The sequence below is a fragment of the Mucilaginibacter sp. genome (assembly GCF_041660805.1).
Taxonomy (GTDB): domain Bacteria; phylum Bacteroidota; class Bacteroidia; order Sphingobacteriales; family Sphingobacteriaceae; genus Mucilaginibacter.
The window spans coordinates 1-21,540 of the sequence record NZ_JBAZVP010000017.1; the positions used below are offsets into that span (position 1 = coordinate 1).

16 protein-coding genes are annotated in these 21,540 nt (G+C 43.7%); 5 read left to right on the forward strand and 11 right to left on the reverse strand.

Translation table 11 applies throughout. The annotated features are described in order from the left end of the window. The first annotated feature begins 70 nt into the window (after positions 1–70). Positions 71–1,054, forward strand: a complete 984-nt coding sequence (locus WC743_RS18460; protein WP_373014316.1) for a pyruvate dehydrogenase complex E1 component subunit beta — start codon at positions 71–73, stop codon at positions 1,052–1,054. Between the two features lie 51 nt (positions 1,055–1,105). On the opposite strand, the gene WC743_RS18465 is transcribed toward WC743_RS18460, so the two are convergent. Further along, positions 1,106–1,660 (reverse strand): hypothetical protein, encoded by a 555-nt coding sequence (locus WC743_RS18465; protein WP_373014317.1) that lies wholly within the window; start codon positions 1,658–1,660, stop codon positions 1,106–1,108. A gap of 155 nt (positions 1,661–1,815) precedes the next feature. Between WC743_RS18465 and WC743_RS18470 the strand changes: the two genes are divergently transcribed. Continuing rightward, positions 1,816–4,401, forward strand: a complete 2,586-nt coding sequence (locus WC743_RS18470; protein WP_373014500.1) for a ligase-associated DNA damage response DEXH box helicase — start codon at positions 1,816–1,818, stop codon at positions 4,399–4,401. A 387-nt stretch (positions 4,402–4,788) separates the two neighbouring features. Here WC743_RS18470 and infB read toward each other — a convergent pair whose 3' ends face one another. From infB to WC743_RS18495, 5 genes are all read right to left on the reverse strand, one after another. Continuing rightward, entirely contained in the window at positions 4,789–7,785 is a 2,997-nt protein-coding gene (gene infB / locus WC743_RS18475) for a translation initiation factor IF-2 (protein ID WP_373014319.1), read from the reverse strand. 59 nt (positions 7,786–7,844) lie between these two features. Beyond that, complete coding sequence (gene nusA, locus WC743_RS18480; protein ID WP_373014320.1) at positions 7,845–9,080, reverse strand: transcription termination factor NusA; 1,236 nt, start codon at positions 9,078–9,080, stop codon at positions 7,845–7,847. 3 nt (positions 9,081–9,083) lie between these two features. Continuing rightward, positions 9,084–9,548: a ribosome assembly cofactor RimP gene (gene rimP, locus WC743_RS18485; RefSeq protein WP_373014322.1), complete on the reverse strand. Its 465-nt coding sequence runs from the start codon at positions 9,546–9,548 to the stop codon at positions 9,084–9,086. 135 nt (positions 9,549–9,683) lie between these two features. Further along, positions 9,684–10,103 carry a hypothetical protein gene (locus WC743_RS18490; RefSeq protein WP_373014324.1) on the reverse strand — a complete coding sequence of 140 codons (420 nt, stop codon included), beginning with the start codon at positions 10,101–10,103 and terminating at the stop codon, positions 9,684–9,686. Positions 10,104–10,229: 126 nt separating this feature from the next. Beyond that, on the reverse strand, positions 10,230–12,647 hold the full coding sequence (locus WC743_RS18495; RefSeq protein ID WP_373014326.1) for a prolyl oligopeptidase family serine peptidase: 2,418 nt from the start codon (positions 12,645–12,647) through the stop codon (positions 10,230–10,232). Between the two features lie 88 nt (positions 12,648–12,735). Here WC743_RS18495 and WC743_RS18500 point away from each other — a divergent pair, with 88 nt between their 5' ends. After that, positions 12,736–13,251 carry a GNAT family N-acetyltransferase gene (locus tag WC743_RS18500; protein ID WP_373014327.1) on the forward strand — a complete coding sequence of 172 codons (516 nt, stop codon included), beginning with the start codon at positions 12,736–12,738 and terminating at the stop codon, positions 13,249–13,251. A gap of 36 nt (positions 13,252–13,287) precedes the next feature. Beyond that, positions 13,288–13,779, forward strand: a complete 492-nt coding sequence (locus WC743_RS18505; protein WP_373014329.1) for an ester cyclase — start codon at positions 13,288–13,290, stop codon at positions 13,777–13,779. Positions 13,780–13,976: 197 nt separating this feature from the next. Here the strand turns inward: WC743_RS18505 and WC743_RS18510 are convergent, their stop codons facing one another. The 5 genes from WC743_RS18510 to WC743_RS18530 all read right to left on the reverse strand — a co-directional run bounded on the left by WC743_RS18510 (position 13,977) and on the right by WC743_RS18530 (position 20,619). Further along, positions 13,977–14,600, reverse strand: coding sequence for a thiamine phosphate synthase (locus tag WC743_RS18510; RefSeq protein WP_373014331.1), 624 nt, complete (start codon positions 14,598–14,600; stop codon positions 13,977–13,979). Positions 14,601–14,700: 100 nt separating this feature from the next. Beyond that, entirely contained in the window at positions 14,701–16,359 is a 1,659-nt protein-coding gene (pafA, locus tag WC743_RS18515; RefSeq protein ID WP_373014333.1) for an alkaline phosphatase PafA, read from the reverse strand. A gap of 84 nt (positions 16,360–16,443) precedes the next feature. Then, positions 16,444–17,541 carry an acyl-CoA dehydrogenase gene (locus tag WC743_RS18520; protein WP_373014334.1) on the reverse strand — a complete coding sequence of 366 codons (1,098 nt, stop codon included), beginning with the start codon at positions 17,539–17,541 and terminating at the stop codon, positions 16,444–16,446. Continuing rightward, complete coding sequence (gene pnuC / locus WC743_RS18525; RefSeq protein WP_373014336.1) at positions 17,492–18,163, reverse strand: nicotinamide riboside transporter PnuC; 672 nt, start codon at positions 18,161–18,163, stop codon at positions 17,492–17,494. The genes WC743_RS18520 and pnuC overlap by 50 nt, the downstream gene beginning before the upstream one ends. Before the next feature lie 5 nt (positions 18,164–18,168). After that, positions 18,169–20,619, reverse strand: coding sequence for a TonB-dependent receptor (locus tag WC743_RS18530; protein WP_373014338.1), 2,451 nt, complete (start codon positions 20,617–20,619; stop codon positions 18,169–18,171). A 376-nt stretch (positions 20,620–20,995) separates the two neighbouring features. Between WC743_RS18530 and WC743_RS18535 the strand changes: the two genes are divergently transcribed. Next, complete coding sequence (locus WC743_RS18535; protein WP_373014340.1) at positions 20,996–21,403, forward strand: hypothetical protein; 408 nt, start codon at positions 20,996–20,998, stop codon at positions 21,401–21,403. Positions 21,404–21,540 lie beyond the last annotated feature (137 nt).

Below are 21,540 nucleotides of genomic sequence, written 5' to 3' on the forward strand. Positions count from 1 at the left end.
ATAGCCAATTGCATTTTACACATTAGTGCTTATATTTGCCATCGCAAAAAAACTTCATTTTAATAATATAATGAGAGAAATACAATTCAGGGAAGCGCTAAGGGAAGCCATGCAGGAAGAAATGCGCAAGGATGATAAAATATACTTAATGGGCGAAGAAGTTGCCGAATATAACGGTGCTTACAAAGTTAGCCAGGGTATGCTTGATGAATTTGGCGCTAAACGTATTATAGATACGCCGATCTCTGAATTAGGATTTGCCGGCATAGGCATAGGTTCGGCAATGAACGGACTGCGTCCTATTATTGAGTTCATGACCTTTAACTTCTCGTTAGTAGCTATTGACCAAATTATTAACGGCGCGGCTAAAATAATGTCAATGAGCGGTGGTCAGTTTTCTGTGCCTATCGTATTCCGCGGCCCAACAGGCAACGCGGGTATGCTAAGCTCGCAGCACAGCCAATGTTTTGAGAACTGGTATGCAAACTGCCCGGGCTTAAAGGTAGTAGTACCATCAAACCCTTATGATGCAAAAGGTTTATTAAAATCGGCTATTATTGATCCGGACCCGGTTATTTTTATGGAGTCGGAATTAATGTATGGTGATAAAGGTGAAGTGCCTGAAGAAACTTATTACATTGAAATAGGTAAAGCAAACGTAACAAAACAAGGATCAGACGTTACCTTAGTAGGTTTTGGTAAGATCATGAAAGTGGTTAACGCTGCTGCAGCCGAGTTAGAGAAAGAAGGCATCCACGCTGAAGTAATTGACTTACGTACAGTACGCCCTATTGATTATGATACCGTTATCAACTCTGTTAAAAAAACTAACCGTTTGGTAATTATTGAAGAAAGCTGGCCTTTAGGTTCAATTGCTACCGAGATAGCGTTTAAAGTACAAAAAGATGCATTTGATTATTTAGATGCTCCTATACTACGCATAATGGGTGGTGATGTTCCGTTACCTTACGCCCCAACATTAATACAGGAATACCTGCCAAACCCTGAGCGGGTTATTAAAGCGGTTAAAGAAGTAATGTACGTTACCAAATAATTTAACTGTTTAGATATTTGAAAGCCCCGGTTAAACCGGGGTTTTCTTGTTTTAATGCATATTGATATTGGTGCTGCCCTCATCATTGGGTTTATGCACCAATACGGCCACACATTTATCTAAGGCCGGGTCAATCTCAAAAGAAATACCTTTAGCAACATCGCTATAAACATCAATAGGTTTGCCTTTTTCTTTATAGCTGTTGCTTTTTGTTAGCGTATAGTACTTATGGATTTGGCTAAGCGTACTGCCGCAGCCAATACCTTCGGCGGTTCTGAAATAAGGAGAGGTGACCAGTATTTTACGCACATGCTGAAACACCTCATTATTGCCATTGTAATTATGGCGGGCAAAAACACTGGTTTTATCTCCGGCTTTGTTGTGGTTATCGTACCAAACGGCCAGCGAACTGCCCATAGCCGCGGCAGAACTATCCGGGCGGCCAAAGCGTTCAAAAACAGTTTCCATACTTTCATCCACATTTGTTTGCCCAATACTTTTACCGGGGATAATAAGCTGCTTAGCCGTAATAGGTTTCCCTTTTAACGGATTAGCCTCTTCGGTTTTTAAAATGAGCGCGGTATCTGTTGATTTCAATGCTCTCATATTTTTCGTCGGGTTGGGCTTTTGCCTGCACTGCAGGGAAGAAACTGCTATTACGGGTATTATTAAATATTTTGAAATATCCATGTTTGTAACAATTTATCTTATTTACAGTTGATACATATAACCCAAAACAGGGTATATTGTTAGCAAATTTAATGAGCACCAAAGGGCAACAGGTAATACAGCAATGGTACAAGCAAAAGCGGTGGAAACAGTTTCCGTTTCAAAAAGAAATGGAGAGTGTTTACCTGTCTGGCTATTCGGGTTTACTGAATGCGCCTACCGGGAGCGGTAAAACTTTTGCCCTCTTTCTTCCTTTTTTGGCAGATTACATTAATAAATATCCAGACACCTATACCACCCAAAAGAATAACGGCTTATTGATGTTATGGATTACACCCCTGCGTGCATTAACTAACGATATCCGTAAAGCCATGCAGGAAGTTTGCGACGAGTTGGGTATCCCCTGGCGCATTATGACCCGCACAGGCGATACATCTGCAGCAGAAAAGGCCGCGCTGAAAAAGAAACTGCCCGAAGTACTCCTCACTACTCCCGAAAGCCTGCACTTGATGCTGGCCCAAAAAGAATATCCTAAAGTTTTTCAGGGGCTGCAAGTTGTTGTGTGTGATGAGTGGCATGAATTGCTCGGTACAAAAAGAGGTGTACAGGTGGAGTTGGGATTGAGTAAGTTAAAAGTTTTAGGTTCAAAGCTTAAAGCCGAAGATGATGCGAATGCAGGAGTCTTTCAACCCTTAACTTTTAACCTTCAACTAAAAATCTGGGGTATATCTGCAACTATTGGCAATTTGGAACAAGCCGCTGAAGTTTTGTTAGGGAATAACTTTCCACCCGAACAGATAAAAATGGTGAGAGCTAATGTTGATAAGAAACTGGTGATCCAATCTATAATTCCTGAAAATATTGAGAATTATTCATGGGCCGGGCATATAGGTGTAAAGCTGTTGCCACAGGTAATGCAGATTGTTAGCAAGAGCAAAACTACACTCATATTTACCAATACCCGCTCACAGGCAGAGATCTGGTACCATGCTATTATAGATAACTATCCTGAGTATGCTGGTATAATGGCTATGCACCACGGATCATTAGATAACGAATTGCGCAACTGGGTAGAACAGGCCCTGCATGCTGAAGCATTAAAGGTGGTAGTATGCACATCCAGTTTAGATTTGGGGGTTGATTTTAGACCCGTGGATACCGTTGTACAAGTGGGCAGCCCCAAGGGCGTGGCCCGTTTTATGCAGCGCGCAGGCAGAAGCGGTCACCATCCGGGGGCTATATCAAAAGCGTATTATGTGCCCACCCACTCGCTTGAATTATTGGAGGGCGCGGCATTAAAGCAAGCCATTAAACAAGGTGTATTTGAAAGTCGCGACCCTATGCTGCTTACTATGGATGTGCTGATACAGTTTATGGTTACGCTGGCGGTATCAGACGGCTTTAGAGCTGATGAATTGTTTAAAGAAGTAAAATCAACCTTTGCCTTTGCTGACTTGCGGCGCGATGAATTTAACCAGCTGCTTGATTTTATTACCAACGGCGGCAAAACGCTGGCCCAGTATGATGAATTTTTAAAAGTAGAAGTAGAGAACGGCCTGTTTAAGGTAAACAACAGGCGTGTAGCCATGCGCCATCGCTTAAGTATTGGCACTATAACCAGCGAGCTCAGCATAAGGGTAAAATGGCTTAGCGGCGGTAGCTTAGGCACACTGGAAGAAAGCTTTATAGCCAAGCTAAAACCTGGTAATACCTTTTGGTTTGCCGGCCGTAGTTTGGAGTTTATCAAGGTAAAAGAAATGACAGCATATGTCAAGAAATCCAAAAGCACCAAGGGATTAATACCAAGCTGGAACGGCGGACGGATGCCGCTTTCATCACAACTATCGGCAGTTTTTAGAGATAAACTTGATGAAGTAGCTCATGGCATTGAAACGGATGAAGAAGTTATAGCTTTAAAACCTTTATTTGATTTGCAGGCCGAACTTTCGCACCTGCCTCAGAGCCATGAGTTTTTGATAGAATCTTTTAAATCGCGTGAGGGGCATCACTTGTTATTCTATCCATTTGAAGGGAGGCTGGTGCATGAGGGGATGGCATCGCTATTGGCATATCGCATCTCTAAAATAAAGCCAGTCAGCTTCTCTATCGCCATGAATGATTACGGTTTTGAGTTATTGACCGATGAGGATATTCCTATTGAGCAAGCTTTGGAGGATGCCGCTTTTTTCTCTATTGATAACCTGATAGATGATATTCAGCATAGCCTTAACGCTAATGAAATGGCCCGTCGCAGGTTCAGGGACATTGCCCACATAGGCGGACTGGTGTTTACCGGTTATCCCGGGCAACAGATAAAGAACAAGCACTTACAGGCATCAACATCATTACTATTTGAAGTATTTAATGAATATGAGCCGGATAATTTACTGGTACGGCAGGCATATAATGAGGCGTTAGCTTTTCAGTTAGAAGAGTTTCGCTTACGTGCAGCTTTACAACGCATTGCCGGTCAAAGCATCATTCTTAAAACCATAGAGCAGCCAACTCCTTTCGCTTTCCCTATTATGGTTGACAGCCTGGGCCGCGAACGCTTAACCACCGAAACGATGGAAGAACGCATCGCCAAAATGGCCCGCCGCTACAGCCCCGATGCCTCGGAAGAAACGATTACACCACGCCCCCGCAAAACAGGAATCGTTAGAAAAAAGGGGCTTTAGGTTAATGTTGTAAAGTTTATTATGTCATGAACGGGACAAGCATCTGTTCGCTGGTATATATCCTTACCAATAGATCTTTCTTTTTTTAGGACAACCTATAGAGATATGTCTTTGCGAGGCACCGGATGGGAATGCGTGTTAGCGTGCCGTGGCAATCCCGTCGCCAGTGAATGTTCGCCGCACGTCCTACGAGATTGCCACGTCGCTACGCTCCTCGCAATGACATGGTGGTTTTTATAAAGCGGGGTCATGGTGAGCTTGTCGAACCATAGCGGGCTGGGTTTTACGCATGTCCTGCGTTCTTCAGGATGACAAAATGAGGTTAGGACATAAACAAAAAAGGACGGTTATAAAACCGTCCTTTCAAATTATTTAATAAACTAAACCTTAAGTCAGTTTACGTTTTACTTCTACATTTTCGTAGGCTTCAACAATGTCGCCAACTTCAATGTTATTGTAGTTTTGGATGTTCAGACCGCACTCGTAACCGGTTGCAACTTCTTTCACGTCATCTTTAAAGCGTTTCAATGAAGCCAGTTCACCTGTGTGAACTACCACACCATCACGTATGATACGGATCTTACTGTTACGGGTTATTTTACCGTCTAACACCATACAACCTGCAATGGTACCAACTTTGCTAATTTTGAAAGTTTCGCGTATTTCTACGTTAGCCACAATCTTCTCTTCAAAGGTTGGTGCAAGCATGCCTTCCATAGCCGCTTTAATTTCATTTATGGCGTCATAAATGATAGAGTAAAGCCTGATATCTATCTGCTCAGCCTCAGCCAGTTTACGCGCACCTCCCGAAGGACGTACCTGGAAACCGATGATGATGGCATCAGATGCAGAAGCCAGCAATACATCAGATTCAGAGATCTGACCAACTGCTTTTGATATGATGTTAACCTGTATCTGCTCGGTAGATAATTTCAGTAATGAATCTGACAATGCCTCGATAGAACCATCCACGTCACCCTTAACAATAATGTTAAGTTCCTTAAAGTTACCAACTGCCAAACGGCGGCCAATTTCATCAAGTGTAATGTGTTTCTGTGTACGTAAGCCTTGTTCGCGTTGTAATTGTAAACGTTTGTTTGCAATTTCACGTGCTTCAACTTCACTATCTAAAGCATTGAACTTATCGCCCGCTGTAGGTGCGCCCTGCATACCTAACACCTGTACCGGTGTTGATGGTCCCGCAGATTCAACCCTTTGGCCACGCTCATTGGTCAATGCCTTAACACGACCGCTGTAGCAACCCGCTAAAATTGGATCACCCACTTTTAAGCGGCCTGCCTGTACTAAAATGGTGGTAACAATACCACGGCCTTTATCCAGTGCAGCTTCAATTACCGTACCTACGGCACGTTTGTTAGGGTTAGCTTTCAGTTCAAGTAATTCAGCTTCAAGCAATACTTTTTCCAATAACAGATCGATATTTAAACCTGTTTTTGCAGATATTTCTTGCGTTTGGTATTTACCACCCCACTCTTCAACTAAAATATTCATGGCAGATAGTTGCTCACGTACCTTATCGGCGTTTGCACCCGGCCTGTCAATTTTATTGAAAGCGAAGATGATTGGTGCACCTGCAGCCTGCGCGTGGTTTATGGCCTCGCGGGTTTGTGGCATCACGCTATCATCAGCGGCAATTACTATAATTACTATATCTGTTACCTGTGCACCCCTTGCACGCATGGCGGTAAACGCCTCGTGGCCCGGTGTATCCAGGAATGTTATTTTTCCTTTATCATCTGGTAAAGTAACCTCGTAAGCGCCAATGTGCTGGGTTATACCACCCGCTTCACCGCCAATTACGTTTGTTTTGCGAATAAAATCCAGTAATGATGTTTTACCGTGGTCAACGTGGCCCATTATGGTCACAATTGGGGCGCGCGGTACCAGATCTTCCGGGGTATCTTCCTGGTCAAGGTTAGCCTCTTCGTCCTGTGGTTTTACAAACTCAACCTGGTAGCCAAACTCATCAGCAACAATGCTTAGGGTTTCGGCATCCAAACGCTGGTTAATAGACACGAACATACCCAGGCTCATACAAGTTGAGATAATTTGGGTAACTGACACATCCATCATTAATGCCAGCTCGTTTGCCGTAACAAACTCGGTAACCTTTAATACTTTGGATTGCGCGTCCTGCTCCATTGCCAGTTCTTCGGCAGTTGCAGCTACATCATCACGTTTTTGACGACGGAATTTAGCACGCTGTGCAAACTTGCCCGATTTACCCGCGCCGCTTAAGCGTGCAAGTGTAGCCTTGATCTGGTCTTGTATATCTTTTTCTGAAGGTTCTTCCTTAGGGCCGCCTGCCGGTGCATTTCTGCCTCCTCTGAAGTCTGGTCTGTTACCACCACCTCCCGGAGGGCCTGCCGCCGGTCTGTTCCTGAAATCGGGACGGTTAGGGTTAATAATGCCGCTTGGAGGGGCCTGCTGCTGGCCGGTATTACTACCGCCACCCTGGCCCTGACCTTGTCCGCCACCACCTTGCTGGTCTTTACGTTTACGCTTGCGCTTGTGATCGGCCGCGTTACTTGCCGCGTTTGATGACGAAGCTATAGGGTTACGCTTAGGCGCGTTAACCGGCAACTGTATTTTACCAATGATCTTAGGGCCGCTCAAACGCTCTGCGCTTGCACGGATAACATCGTCAGGTTCTCCCTCTGCCGGAGCAGCAGGAGTTTCAGCTACAGGTGCTGCCGGTGTTTCGGTTACAACTGGTGCAGGTTTTTCTGCTACCGGCTCCGGTGCTTTTGGTGCTTCAACAACCGGCTCAGGCGCTGGTACCGGTGCAGGTTTTTCTGCAACAGGTTCCGGTGCTTTTGGTGCTTCAACAACCGGCTCAGGCGCTGGTACCGGTGCAGGTTTTTCTGCAACAGGTTCCGGTGCTTTTGGTGCTTCAACAGGTTTCTCGGCAACCGGAGGTTTTGCGTTTAAATTATTAAGGTCTATTTTACCAATTACCTTTACACCTGGTAACGCATCACTGCGGTCGTCAGTTTTAGGTTGTACCGGCTCGGCCGGTTTAGGCTTATCAGCCGGGGCTGAAGTAAAATGGCCGGTATTTTTGATCAATATCTCTTCGTTCTCGAAATCTCTTGAACGCCTGTTCTCGATCGGTTTTTCAGGAGCCTGTCCGGGTTCCTCTTTCCTGATCTTACCAATACTGATCTGCTTGGCCTCCTCCTTAATAATTTTATCTACAGCAAATTCCTTTAACAGGGTTGTGTACATATCGTTATCCAGCTTGGCCATAGGCTGTTTATCAACCTTGTAACCTTTGGTAGCTAAAAAATCGACAATGGTACCCATACCAATGTTCAGTTCTTTTACTGCTTTTATTAATTTTATGGATTTGTCTTCTGACATTTATTAAATTTTCTCTGCTAATTATCGCAAAAATACGATTTTTATTCTTGTTATTCTGTTTATTCAAACTCTGCCTGCAGAATTGATAGAACATCTTTTACCGTTTCCTCTTCTAAATCGGTACGTTTAACTAATTCACCAACGGAAAGTGCCAATACTGACTTTGCAGTATCTAACCCAATACGTTTAAATTCGTCTAAGATCCAGCTATCAATCTCATCTGAGAATTCTTCGATATCCACATCCTCATCATGCTCATCAGCCTCACGGTAAACATCAATTTCATACCCTGTTAGTTTACCCGCCAGTTTAATATTATGACCGCCACGGCCAATAGCTAATGACACCTGATCGGGCTTTAAATACACTGCAGCGGTCTTTTTCTCATCATCCAGCTTAATAGATGTTATTTTAGCCGGAGATAATGCACGCTGAATGTACAGCTGTATATTATTGGTAAAGTTAATTACATCAATGTTCTCATTCTTCAATTCGCGAACAATACCGTGGATACGTGAACCTTTCATACCTACGCAGGCACCAACCGGGTCAATACGGTCATCATAAGATTCAACCGCTACTTTTGCCCTTTCGCCCGGCTCACGAACAATTTTCTTAATGGTTATCAGCCCGTCAAAAATTTCAGGGACTTCCATTTCAAATAAACGCTGTAAAAACTCAGGCGCGGTACGCGAAATAATGATCTTAGGGTTGCTGTTCAGCATATCTACCTTACTGATGATAGCTCTTACACTGTCACCTTTCTTAAAGTAATCTGCCGGGATCTGCTCCGTTTTAGGTAATAAAAGCTCGTTGCCTTCATCATCTAATATTAAGGTTTCTTTTTTCCAAACCTGGTAAACTTCACCGGTAACAATTTCACCAACGCGGTCTTTATATTTTTTGAAGATCTCGTCTTTCTCCAGTTCTAAAATTTTAGATACCAGGGTTTGGCGGGCTGCTAAAATAGCGCGGCGGCCAAAGCTCTCTAACGTGATCTGCTCAATTTGCTCATCACCAATTTCCAGATCAGGGTCAATCGTTTTTGCCTCGGCCAGTTCAACCTCCAGGTCGTCATCTTCACTAAAGCCATCTTCAACTACAACACGTGTGCGCCAAATTTCTAAGTCACCATTGTCTGTGTTAACAATTACGTCGCAGTTTTCATCGGTACCATACTTTTTCCTGATCATGCTTCTGAAAACGTCTTCCAGAACGCTCATCATGGTTGGGCGGTCAATGTTCTTGAAATCTTTAAATTCCTGAAAAGAATCAATTAAATTAATATTGCTCATCTTCTACTTGAATGATATTAAAACTTTTGTTTCTGTTATTTTATCTGTAGGGATAGTGCTTTCAACAGTTTCAGCCTTTTTCCCTTTTTCTTTTATTGTTTCTGCAATGATTATAAAATCATCACCTGCTGTTAATAGTTCGCCTTCTTTTTTTGTGCCGTCATCCATTTTAATAGCTAACGTTCTGCCTATGTTTTTAGCATATTGTCTTTTCAACACCAGCGGTGTATCAATGCCCGGCGATGAAACTTCCAGGTTGTAGGCCTCTTCAATTACGTTCTCTTCTTCGAGATGAAAACCTACGTGCCTGCTTATGGCCGCGCAATCTGCAATACCTATCCCGTTATCCCCATCAACCAATACTATAAGCTTACCGTTCGGGTGCATTTTAACGTCCACCAAAAACAGATGAGGCATATCGGCAATTTTCTCTTCTACCAGTTCTGTTACTCTTTTTTCAATATTCATTATCGTGTGTTTTTCCTTTTATCCTGATAGCTAACAGGACGGATGATAATTTGATTGATAAAATAAAAGAGGGGACAAATCGCCCCCTCTTTTAAATTCAAATGCAAATATACGAATTTTTTTTATTCCAAATGCTTATTGCTTAAAAATCAAATCAGTAAAACGGGTTCTGCCGGGTTGCGTACGCCCTTTTATATAATCTGCCAGGGTTGAGCCCTCGCCCAGGCGGTAATTGCGTACAAAGTAAACCTGCCCGGCTATAAAAGGCGTATCCGGCGTAAAAACCACCGCGCTGTCTTTAAGCTCATATCTGCCCGGTTGCTCGGGCTGGTAGTTCTTCATATCTGTATCCTGTGGCATCCGGTAAACCGGGATAAGGCTTTGCCATTCCTGTACCGATGAGTCGCGACCTATCTCCCGCATTACCGCGTAATCCAATCCTCTAAATTCAACAGATTGCTTGTTATTGATTAAACGGATCTTTACCGCTGCAGGGTGCTTTGCCGGTGTGCAGGCAAAAGAAAGGAGAAAAACGAAGTAGAATACTTTTTTCATTTTGTTATTCATTAGTTGACCCCTCTATTGCTGCGGCCGGAGGCCTTATAATAATGGCCACTCGGCTGGAGCCGAGCGACTGCACTTTTTATTGCCCCCTCTCCTTTGGAGAGGGCTGGGGTGAGGCTATTTTAACGTGTCTTCGAACAGTTTATATATACGGCTATACTCATCCGTCCAACTGCTGGGTTGTACAAAGCCATGATCTTCTACCGGGTAAGGCGCCAGTTCCCAGTTATCTTTATGTAATTCTATCAACCGTTGCGTTAGCCTCACTATATCCTGGAAATTCACATTCTGATCTACCATGCCATGTGCCATTAGTAAGTGACCTTTTAAGCCGTCGGCAAAATAAATAGGTGAGCTTTGGCGGTACGCTTTTTCGTCATTAAAGGGCTCATTTAATATGTTAGCTGTATATCCGTGGTTATAATGCGCCCAATCTGTTACCGAACGCAGTCCGGCACCGGCAGCAAAAACATCCGGCTGGGTAAACAGCGCCATCAGGGTAATGAACCCACCGTACGAGCCGCCATATAAACCTACATGCTTAGGGTTTACACCATATTTTTCAACCAGTAGCTTCACGCCGTCTACCTGGTCGGTTAGGTCGGCACCGCCCATGTGGCGGTAAATGCCGGTACGGATATCGCGGCCATAGCCTGCGCTGCCCGTGTAATCAATATCCAGCACGGTGTAGCCATTATCAACCAGCATATTATTAAACATATACTCGCGGAAATAGCTGCTCCACCAAAAGTGTACGTTTTGCAGGTAGCCCGCGCCATGTACAAATACCACGGCTGGTTTTGCCGGATCGGGGTTTTTAGGCAGGTATAAACGTGCATAAATATCTTTGCCGTTACGATTTTTAAAGCTGATAACCTCTGGTGCCCTCCATGGGTATGATTTAAATTCTTCGCTTACCGAATTGGTTACCTGTACCGCTTTAGCGCCCGGTGTATTGGGTTGCAGGTACAGTTCCCATGGCTTGTTGGAGTAGGAATAACGGATGGCCAGCCATTTTTCATCCGGCGAAAGATCTATTTCGTTACCCCCTTTCATAGTGGTTAATTTAACCGGCGTACCACCACTCACCGGGATACGGTAAAAATGGGTAACTCCCGGATGCTCTATATTAGCGGTAAAGTAAAACGTTTTTTTATCGTTTGACAGGCGCAGCGTTTGCACCTCCCATTTACCCGAGGTGAGCTGCTTTTTTGCGCCGCTTACTACATCAACCAAATATAGATGCGAATAGCCGCTGGCTTCGCTTTGGTAATAAAAGTGGGCGTTATCCGTATAGCCTAAACTCCCGCTTGCAAAACTGCTTGTGCCGGGGCCTCCTATCCAGGCCTCATCGCGCTGGCGGTCAAGCAATGATAGCTTACCGGTTGCCGGGTCAAGCTTCATTATCCAGCGGTCCTTATTATCTTGTGATTCCACAACTACTACCGCGTTCTTGCCATCCTCGCTCCAAAAGGTAGTGCTGATATCAACCTTACGGTCGGCATTTGCTTTTTTGCGGTCTTCCAGTTGCTTTGGATAATCCTTTACATAATCGGGCAGGTCTTTTATGCCGGGGATGTCTTTTGTAATTATGCTATAAACGGTATCGCGCTGCTTATCAAAAATATAACTAACAGAAGTAGATTGCGGGCTGCCCACCTTAGTACGGTTCTGGATATCTTCGGTATAGCCCGATGAGGTTACATAATTTGGCACAATGGTGTTTTTTGCACCCTCGGCAGCCTGGGTTAAACGGTAAGTAACGTACCTGCCATCCGGACTAAGCTGTGTACTGCCTAACCTTTTGTCGCCAATGTTTATTTCTTTCAGCTTGTCGGCCTGCATCATTTTGCGCTCTGCCGAATCCAGCTTTCTGTCTTTATCGTTAACCTTAATAATATCAAACAGTTCCATTTGCTGTTTCTTTAGCCAGCGTTCCTGCTCGTTGCCTGCCTGCGCACTGCCGGCAGCGGCGCCTCTGCGCCCACCGCCAGAACCGCCCCCTGCCACAGGAGCCCCCGAAGCTGCGCCAGATCTTATAAAGCTGGTGAGCTGTACCAGCTCGCCTTTGCCTAATTTAAAAGCGAACAGGTTATTGTCATTTGTGAAGATAATGCTGCTTTCGTCGCCGCTAAAGGTGGGGTTGATTTCCTGGCCGCTGGTGTTGGTAAGCTGGGTTACCTTGTTTGTTTTTATTTCTAACAGATATATATCGCCGTTTTTTTCAAAGGTTTTTAGTGTACCTTTCTTATTCAGCTTGCCGCTTTCGGGCGTTAATGCTTTCCTGTCGGCAAGGCTTACCTTTTGTGGCCTGGTATCCGCGGTTGTGATGCTGTACAGTTCATCACGTTCGGCTTTATCAGGGTTCCAGTTAAAATAGATCTTCTTGCTGTCGTTGCTCCAACGGATGTTTGACGGCGAAACACCCATCCATTTAGGGTCGCGCATTATTTTTTCAACGGTTAGCACCCCCAGTTTTTGAGCCGATGCACCTGCAAATACAAACAGTAATAATAGGGTAAAAAGTTTTTTCATATAAAATTGATCAAAGAAAAAGGCTAATAGCTGGTGCAATTTAACAGTTTAAGTAATATTACTATTTTTAACGATTGGATTGTTACAAATGGAAATAAAAGGCACCGGATTTACATTACGCAAATGGCGGACAGAAGATGCGCCATCGCTGCAGAAACACGCGGACAATGTAAATGTATCTGCCTGCCTGCTGGACAGGTTCCCATCGCCATATACTTTACAGGATGCGGAAACTTTTATAGCCATGAAAATAAATGAAGAACCGGTTACCAACTTCGCGATAGAAGTTAATGGCGAGGTTGCGGGTGTTATCGGGTTGGATTTCAGGGCTGATGTTTATCGTAAAACGCCGCTGATAGGGTATTGGCTGAGTGAGCAGTACTGGGGCCGTGGCATTATTCCCGAAGCTGTTAAACTGATAACAGCTTATGGCTTTAACAACCTGGATATTATTTGCATACAGGCGGCTATACTGAGTAAGAACCCAAAATCAATGCGGGTACTTGAAAAAGCCGGCTATATTAAACAGGGGGTATTAAAGGGCTCGATAATTAAAAACAACGAGATATTAGACGAGCACGTTTATGCAACGTATAAATCGTAATTTTATATTGGTAACTTGGTAAATCTATATTCAAACATGAAAAACATCAGATGTGCCTTATTCATATTGGGCGTAATGTTATTTGCAATGGCATCATGCGTTAGCAGCGATACAAAAGCCAAACTGGCAATTGCCGATTCATTAAGCAAACAAGCCACCGTGCTTTCCCTGAATAAAAAAATGGTAGCTGAATTTTACCAGGAATTTTTTGGCGATAAAAATATTGCCGCGCTTGATGAATACCTGGCCCCAGATTACATTCAACACAACCCTGGTTTGCCCGATGGCAGGGAAGCTTTAAGGCAGGGTGCAACCGTATGGTTTAAAGGTGCGCCAAAAACAAAGATCGATATACAACACCTAAGCGCCGATGGCGACCTGGTTTATATCCATACTAAAAGCAAAATGGGTGGTAAAACAAATTCCGTGATAGATATCTTCCGGATAGAGAACGGCAAAATAGCTGAACACTGGGATGTAGCACAGGAAGTACCGGAGAAATCAGCCAATAAGCACCCTATGTTTTAAGGTTCAATTACCATTCTGTGGAATAACTCCGAAAGGAATCTGAAGGATAAATGACCTATGCCGGGGTAATCCTGATTTTCGAAGGACGTGCGTAAAGGCATGGTACGCTAATGGTTCGACAAGCTCACCATGACACAGACCCGCTTACTGATCGGCGAAATAGTTCCTTCTATCGTTCAGGATGACAAATTTTATAATTAATAAACCCTTCTGTAAATTTCTTTTACCATCCCTTTTGGGTCAAGCGACAGGTTAACAGCTGAAGATACGGCTATGCCATAAATGCCTGTTTTCATTAAAGGTTCAACATCTTTTAACTGGATGCCGCCAACGGCAATTACAGGGATCTCTATCGGTTGCCTTTCTAAAACCCGGTAACCTTCATAACCCAGCAGTGGTTTGTCATTAGGTTTGGTATCAGTATGGGCAAAAGGCCCATAACCGCAATAATCAACCACCCCCGAGTGCTGTATTTTTAACAGCGCTTCGATGTTTGTGGCAGATGCGCCTAAAGTTTTTTCGTCGGTAATTATTTCACGGATGGCGGCAAAATCCGCATCAAAATCTTCTATATGTACACCTTGTGCATCTACCTTGTCCAGTAAATGGTAATGGTTGGTAAGAATAAGCGTTGCTCCCCAATCATCACAAATGGAAGCTATCTGATGAATTTCCGGTATCAGCTCATCATCACCTTTACTCATGCAGCGGTACTGGATCCAGTTAGCGCCAGCCTCACAAGCTATCTGCACTTGTTCAACATGGCTGCGATTGGGCAAATCCTGTGTAAGGTAATGGAACTTGGAGATGTATTTTTTCATAGTGATACTTGTTTAACCACAGAGGGTACAAAAGGAAAAAACAAAGGGCACAAAGATCGTCACTCAATCTTTGTGCCCTTTATGGTAATTTAATTAAACGCTATTTCAATACTTCGCCAATTGGATGGCCTACATTGCCGTTTGGCGCTTGTATGTGTAATAGTGCTGCTACGGTTGCTGCAATATCTGTCATGTAGGTTTCGCGGACAAGGCTGCCATGCTTAATGCCCCATCCCATAAATACCAATGGGATATGCGCATCATAAGGGTTCCAGGTACCATGTGTTGTACCTGTAGCACCATGACCTGAATAAAAGCCTGGTTTTAGTATGATCTGGATGGCTCCGCTGCGCTCAGCGTTGTAGCCATTTTGGATCCGTGCGCGCAGGTCATCAGGAATAGTAGCCGATTGTATGTTTTGCATATCAACGGCAAATGCAATTTCCGGTTGTTTTTTCAGGTAGTTGATACAATCTTGTTTTAATGCTTCATTGCTGATATTTTCTTTAGCGATAGCTGCATTGTTAAAGCTAACCTGGTAATTATTAAAGTTAAGCACCAGATTCTTCACCTTGTATTTATCTTCCAGTAATTTATTTAAACCGGCACGGGTAGGCGTTTCATTCCACATACCTGCAGGGATGTTATGATCAAGCAGGAAATTAGGATTATGTGCTGCACCATGGTCGGCGGTTAAAAATACGGTGTAATTACCTTTGCCTACTTTAGCATCTAAATAAGTAAAAAAAGCTGCAAGGTCTTTATCCAGGCGCAGGTAAGTATCTTCTGCCTCAACAGAATTTGGACCAAACTGGTGGCCAACATAATCTGTAGATGAAAGGCTCACCGCTAAAAAGTCGGTAACCGGGCCTTTGCCTAATGCTTCGCTTTCAACCGCGGCCCTTGCCAAATCAAGCGTCATACTGTTCCCGAATGGTGTGCTGCGGATCATGCCCATCTTCCCTTTATATAGTTCAGATGTTTTTATCGGAAAGGTTGGCGCTTCTGTACCGGCAAACTTGCCTTCATATTTAGGGCTGTTATCCGGTGAGCTTTGTACATAGGTATTTATAGGATACAGCGTGTTCCAATCCTGTTTCAGATATTTTTCTGCAGGTTTACCGGCATTAAAGGTTTTTACCCAGGCAGGCAGGTCTGTCATATAATAAGTACTGGTTATCCAGGCGCCGTTGGCATCATCAAACCAATAAGCCGCGTTAGCAGTATGGCCCGCGGGTAAAATACCACCCCTGTCTTTTAATGCTATACCAATAACCTTTGAGCGGAAATTAGTTGCCAGCCTTAACTCATCAGTAACCGTACTGGCTAATAAATTACGTGGCGACATTTTGCCTGCGGCAGATGTGCTCCCTACAGCTACAACAGTGCTATCATCAGTACAGTACATTGATTTACCTGTTGCCTGTATCGTAAAATCATTACCGGCAATACCATGTATAGCGGGTACCGACCCTGTATACACACAAGTGTGCCCGGCTGCTGTAACAGTTGGAATGTAAGGGATCAGTGTATTTTCGCAGGTAAAGCCCTCGTTCAGCATGCGTTTAAAGCCACCGGTTTGGTAGCGGTCATAATAGCGGTACAGGTAATCCCAGCGCATTTGGTCAACCACTATACCTACCATTAATTTTGGCCTTGGTAACGCAGTAGCTGCAGTAGTAGTTGTTTTTTTAGTTTGGGCTGATAAGTTAAATACAGCGGTTGCAAAAGTTAACGTAAACAGGAGTCTGATCTTCATTCGGATAGATTTTAATACGGCAAATATCACAATTGCAATTAAATTACAATGTGATATTTATGTTATAAATGTGCTACTAAAAGCTCAATTATCTATAAAGGTAAGCAAAGCATGCTGGCCGGCAGTATGCAAGTCTCTCCAAACCCGGTTTATCTCCGTATCCGGCGATGCTGCCGTTAAGCCACAATAAGGGTATAGCTCATCAACACATTCACGTGCTATTTTTGCCAATATCCTGCTGGTATAACTCACCGATTTTAACAACGCTGTATTTTCCGGATCGTTCCAGGATGCTTCAACAGCTTCAAAAAATATTGCGCGTGCCTGGTTAAGCAACTCTGTGGCCTGTGATAATGCTTCATTCATTACTTCAACATTCGCTGCATTTACCCGGCGAATATTTGCCGCTTTATTTTTAAACGCAGGCACACATAGATCTGTAAAATGCACCGCCATACCCGATAGGTTTGCAGCCAGTGTAGCCTCGGCCAGTTGTAAAAAAGGATAACGGTATAATGGCGCATCAATAACGGCGGCTGTCGCGTCAATTTTAAAGCAGCGGCTTTTATCAACATATAATCCGTTAACTTCATACGCATCGCTGCCTGTTGCTATCATGCCAATATATTTCCAGCCGGCCAGGAGCTTTACATCTCCTCTATCCAACACAAACGGGAGGATCAGCTGGGTGCCGTCTGCGTTTAGCACAGCTTCATCGTCGTTCATAATATTGCAGTTAACTGTAATATGTGTAGCATGATGCACACCGCTGGCATATTTCCAACTACCATTTATAATGTACCCGCCATTTGTAATTGTAGCTGTACCGGTAACCGCGCCGCTGCCTGCAAAACAAGCTTTGGGGTCGCTGTAAATTTGTTTGGCAATCCCGGGATCCAGGAAACCGCCAAACCAGCCTGCGCCGCAACACAAGGTAACCACCCAGCCCAGGCTGCCATCTGCCCAGCTTAGGGCCTCTTCTGTTTTTACCAGTTGTGGCAACGAGGATTGTAACCCGCCATAAACAGCGGGTGCCAGCAAATTAAACCATTGCCGGTCATATATTAACTGCAGTTGTGCCGGGTGCAGCCTACCCAATTGCTCCGCTTCGGCCGCGTAATTGCGTATAACTTCAACCCAATGGGCTTGCATCAGTGCAGATGGGTGTTCTATCTGTTCCATTTAAATTAAGGTTAATAGCCAGCTGTTCTGCCCTAATGATCTTTCGCCACTCCAGGTAGCCAAATATGGCCACCACGAATAAGAACAGCGTGAGTAAGGCAAATAAGGCCAGGTTTTTATGATAAAGCAAGGGTATGGCAAACAGGTTGCTTACATTAAGCAATATCCAGTTTTCTATTTTACGCCTTGCCAGTAACCACATACCGGCCCACGCGGTTGATGATACCCAGGCATCCCAAACAGGCACGGTTGATTTTGTAAAATTGATAAGCAGCAGGTAAAGTACACCCCAGCCAACAAAAACGATTAGCAGGGTAACTATCCACTCCTGCCGGTTGGCGTAGGATACTTTTACAGGCGGCTCATTGCGTTTCTTTATCCAATGGTACCAGCCGTAAAAGCTCATTACCACGTAATAGCAGCTCAGCATGCATTCGGCATATAAGGCTACATTAAGCAGCAGGTAAATAGAAATTAAAGTAGCGGCTATACCAGTTGGATATAGCCATACTTTATTAGCCTTGGCCAGCAATACTTCGGCTATGCCTAACAGTACAGCCAACCACTCCAGCCATGTAGTAGCTTTTACCTGTTCTATGAACAGGTCTATCCAGCTTTGCATAAGTATTAAAAGCTTAAACTAAGCGATGCCAGGAAATTACGGGGCGCCTGCGGGAAAAAGTAGTTGTAATTGTAAATATTACCACCACTTACGCCGGGATAAGTTGCCCCGTTTGCCTCATATTCTTCACTAAAAATATTGTTGATAAGCAAGCCTACACCAATATTTTTAACCGAGCGGATGCTAAAGTTGTACCGCAGCCTTATATCATTAACAAAGTAACTATCCAGTTTACGGTTAGCTGCATACTTGTTCATGTTTTCGGGCGCTATGGTATAACCAGCCGGGTTTATGTTTGAAGTATTATCTAAAAACTGACTGCTTACATATTTGCTCACAAAGGCTATTTCGCCACCTTTAAACGGCGTAAAGCTAATTTCGCTCGAGCCAATAAATGACGGGGAATAAGCAATGGTTGTTTTATCAAAATGCTGTTCTACCAGGCTTCCATCATCATAGTTTGTTAAAAACTGGTTGTAATTTTTTATCTTATTGGTGCTTATAGTAGCCGTAGCACCCCATGATAATTGCGGCAATATTTTCACACGCCCGTCAAACTCAATACCGGCCCTATAGCTGTCGTCAACATTTCTGCGCGTTGCCGCTCCTACATCGTTCAAGGCTCCGGTTAATATCAGCTGGTTTTTGTAAAGCATATAAAACGCGTTAATACCTCCTTTAAACACATGCCCGTTGGTGCGGTAACCTGCCTCAAAATCTTTTAGGTTCTCGGGCTTAGGCCTGCTTTGCGGGGTAGAGTTGGTATAATCATTACGGTTGGGCTCATGGTTACCTACCGCGAATGACGCGTAAATATTATTGTTTTCATCCAGTTCATAAGTTACACCTGCTTTTGGGTTAAAAAAGTTTAGCGTAGCGTTTTGCTGAACGTTGTTCAAATTCCTGTCGAACCCTAAAAAAGAATAATAAATGCGGCGATATTGCAGATCGGCAAACAGGGTTACATCGCCCACCTTATATTCACCACGGCCAAATATGTTAAAGTCGTTCTTTTTGGCATCGTCGCGGGAATACTCATAGTTTGGCGTAATGCCCGCGCTTTCTTTTGTGTAAAGGATGTTGCTAAAATGCGCGCCCGTGTAGCGGTTATAAGCGCCGCCCAAAGTAAAGTTCAAATTGCTTTCGGGCTGATATTTTAAGGCATAAGTTACGCCATAAAAATCGTTATCCAGCCAAAGGCGGCGTACCAGGTCGGTATTGGTAATGGCTGTTCCGCCTATAACTACAGGGGTTAAACCATAATCCGTTACATCGGCACCGGTCTTGTATTCTTCATAATAGCCAAAGCCTTTGGTATAGTGCAGGGCACCGCTAAAGGATACTTTATCAGATAGTTTCTGATCATACAATAACTGATAGTGGTTTTGCTGATAATTATCAACCTGGTCTTTATAATAAGTACCATCGGGCATTAATCCTAACTCGTTGTATGTACGGCGATTGGGGATAGAATTGTCGCTAATAACATAATCAGGCACACCGTTCCACGCCTGGTAGGTACGTTCTGTACCCGAAAATATATTGGCCCTTAACGTGCTGTTTTTGCCATAGTAAGCACCGCTTACAAAAAACGATTTCAGATCAGACGATGCACGGTCAATATACCCGTCAGATTTGATCCTTGACAAACGGCCATCAACACTGAATTTACCGCCTAACAAACCTGTACCCAGGCTTACAGTGTTCTTTACAGTTCCGTATGAGCCTATGGTATTATTGATATCTGCATATCCGGTATCGCGGCGGGTAGCGGTTTGGATATTGATACTGCCACCAAATGCACCCGCGCCATTGGTTGATGTACCTACGCCGCGCTGCACTTGTATGTTATTAACAGATGAAGCAAAATCGGGCAGGTTGATGAAGAACGAGCCCTGGCTTTCGGCATCATTTAAAGGGATACCGTTAACAGTTACATTCACACGTGTGCCATCGCTGCCGCGGATACGGATACCTGTATAGCCAACACCGGCACCGGCATCAGAGTTTATCACTACCGATGGGGTTTGGTTTAACAAATAGGGCATATCCTGCCCAAAGTTGTTCTTTTCCAGGTCTTTCTTGCTCAGGTCGGTAAATGCTGTTGGCGCTTTTTTACCCGCACGGGTAGCTGTTATAGTAACTTCCTCGGCGCTGAATGTGGCATTGCCGAGTGAAAAATTAACGGTTTGATCTGCAGTAACAGAAACAGTTTTTGTAATGGCTTGATAACCGATAAAGCTTGCCTTTAAGGTGTAGTTGCCGGCTTTAACATTTGTAATACGGTAACTACCGTTAACATCCGTTTGGGCGTTTACAGCCGGATTTATAATGCTGATAGTTGCACCGGGCAGTGTTTCGCCGGCTTGATTAGTGATTTTTCCGCTAATAGAAAATTGGGCCGATGCCAATACCGGCAACAACAAGGCGAAGAGCGCCGAAAATAAATTTTTCAAAATGTGTTAAACAATAAATTAGTTAAACCATCTGTTCGCCAGGGTAAAGCGGCAGTACACTTAACTTGTTACCTCTCCCTACGCCGGCATTACCCGGATCAGGTGCAGACCCCCCGGCCCCCTGAAGGGGGAGCAGAGGCCCTAAAGATTTCTTTAAGGTTTTGTTGCTCCCCTTTAGGGGTCGGGGGATCATGGGTTTGATCTCAGCCTGTCTTTCAGTTTGGTAAAAACAATCTGTAGTTTGTTTTTTATTTGACCAAAGCAAGGCACCCCTTGAGAATTATACGGCAAATATAGGAATTGATTTGAGAATTCGGATTTTCGATTTCGGATTTATAAAGTTTGCTTGCGTTCATTGAATTATTTACTATTGTAAATGACAAGCAAAGTAGTTGGCCATTTAACAACATGCAATAAACAGGAAAACGTTCCTTTTAAGATCTTTTCGGTAGAAAGTCTTGAACTTTATTTATTCGAAAAGCCTTTTTTTAACACAAGGACAAATAAAGGAGATGTTTGCACAAAGGAATATATTACAGATAAGTTTGTGGTTGTTGGAAATTGGATGAAATCTAATACCTCAATTGAGATTACAGTTAGATCCTTAGGAGTTTTCATTTGCAATCCGATGGGAGGTTCGCAAGATGAGTATGAGGTAAGGAACAAAGAAATAACAAATAAATTTCAACAGTTAGGATTAGATACTATATTATCTGCAGACATTCCAGACAACACTCATTTATCGATGTATTTATTAGGGAAACTTTTTAAAAACCCTAACTAGGATTTTCTCCTTCAATGCTTTCCCAATAATGGAATCTTTCTTTGTATTCAAATCAACCGAAAAGACATTTGGTGAATTGAATGCACAAAGAATGAAGGTTTATCCGAATCCTCTTTTCGCGCAGCAAAGGGAGGGTC

Bases quoted from the DNA above. Each gene is read 5' to 3' on its own strand.
- WC743_RS18460 (WP_373014316.1), top strand. From the start codon at position 71: ATGAGAGAAATACAATTCAGGGAAGCGCTAAGGGAAGCCATGCAGGAA.
- WC743_RS18465 (WP_373014317.1), bottom strand. From the start codon at position 1,660: ATGAGAGCATTGAAATCAACAGATACCGCGCTCATTTTAAAAACCGAA.
- WC743_RS18470 (WP_373014500.1), top strand. From the start codon at position 1,816: ATGAGCACCAAAGGGCAACAGGTAATACAGCAATGGTACAAGCAAAAG.
- infB (WP_373014319.1), bottom strand. From the start codon at position 7,785: ATGTCAGAAGACAAATCCATAAAATTAATAAAAGCAGTAAAAGAACTG.
- nusA (WP_373014320.1), bottom strand. From the start codon at position 9,080: ATGAGCAATATTAATTTAATTGATTCTTTTCAGGAATTTAAAGATTTC.
- rimP (WP_373014322.1), bottom strand. From the start codon at position 9,548: ATGAATATTGAAAAAAGAGTAACAGAACTGGTAGAAGAGAAAATTGCC.
- WC743_RS18490 (WP_373014324.1), bottom strand. From the start codon at position 10,103: ATGAAAAAAGTATTCTACTTCGTTTTTCTCCTTTCTTTTGCCTGCACA.
- WC743_RS18495 (WP_373014326.1), bottom strand. From the start codon at position 12,647: ATGAAAAAACTTTTTACCCTATTATTACTGTTTGTATTTGCAGGTGCA.
- WC743_RS18500 (WP_373014327.1), top strand. From the start codon at position 12,736: ATGGAAATAAAAGGCACCGGATTTACATTACGCAAATGGCGGACAGAA.
- WC743_RS18505 (WP_373014329.1), top strand. From the start codon at position 13,288: ATGAAAAACATCAGATGTGCCTTATTCATATTGGGCGTAATGTTATTT.
- WC743_RS18510 (WP_373014331.1), bottom strand. From the start codon at position 14,600: ATGAAAAAATACATCTCCAAGTTCCATTACCTTACACAGGATTTGCCC.
- pafA (WP_373014333.1), bottom strand. From the start codon at position 16,359: ATGAAGATCAGACTCCTGTTTACGTTAACTTTTGCAACCGCTGTATTT.
- WC743_RS18520 (WP_373014334.1), bottom strand. From the start codon at position 17,541: ATGGAACAGATAGAACACCCATCTGCACTGATGCAAGCCCATTGGGTT.
- pnuC (WP_373014336.1), bottom strand. From the start codon at position 18,163: ATGCAAAGCTGGATAGACCTGTTCATAGAACAGGTAAAAGCTACTACA.
- WC743_RS18535 (WP_373014340.1), top strand. From the start codon at position 20,996: ATGACAAGCAAAGTAGTTGGCCATTTAACAACATGCAATAAACAGGAA.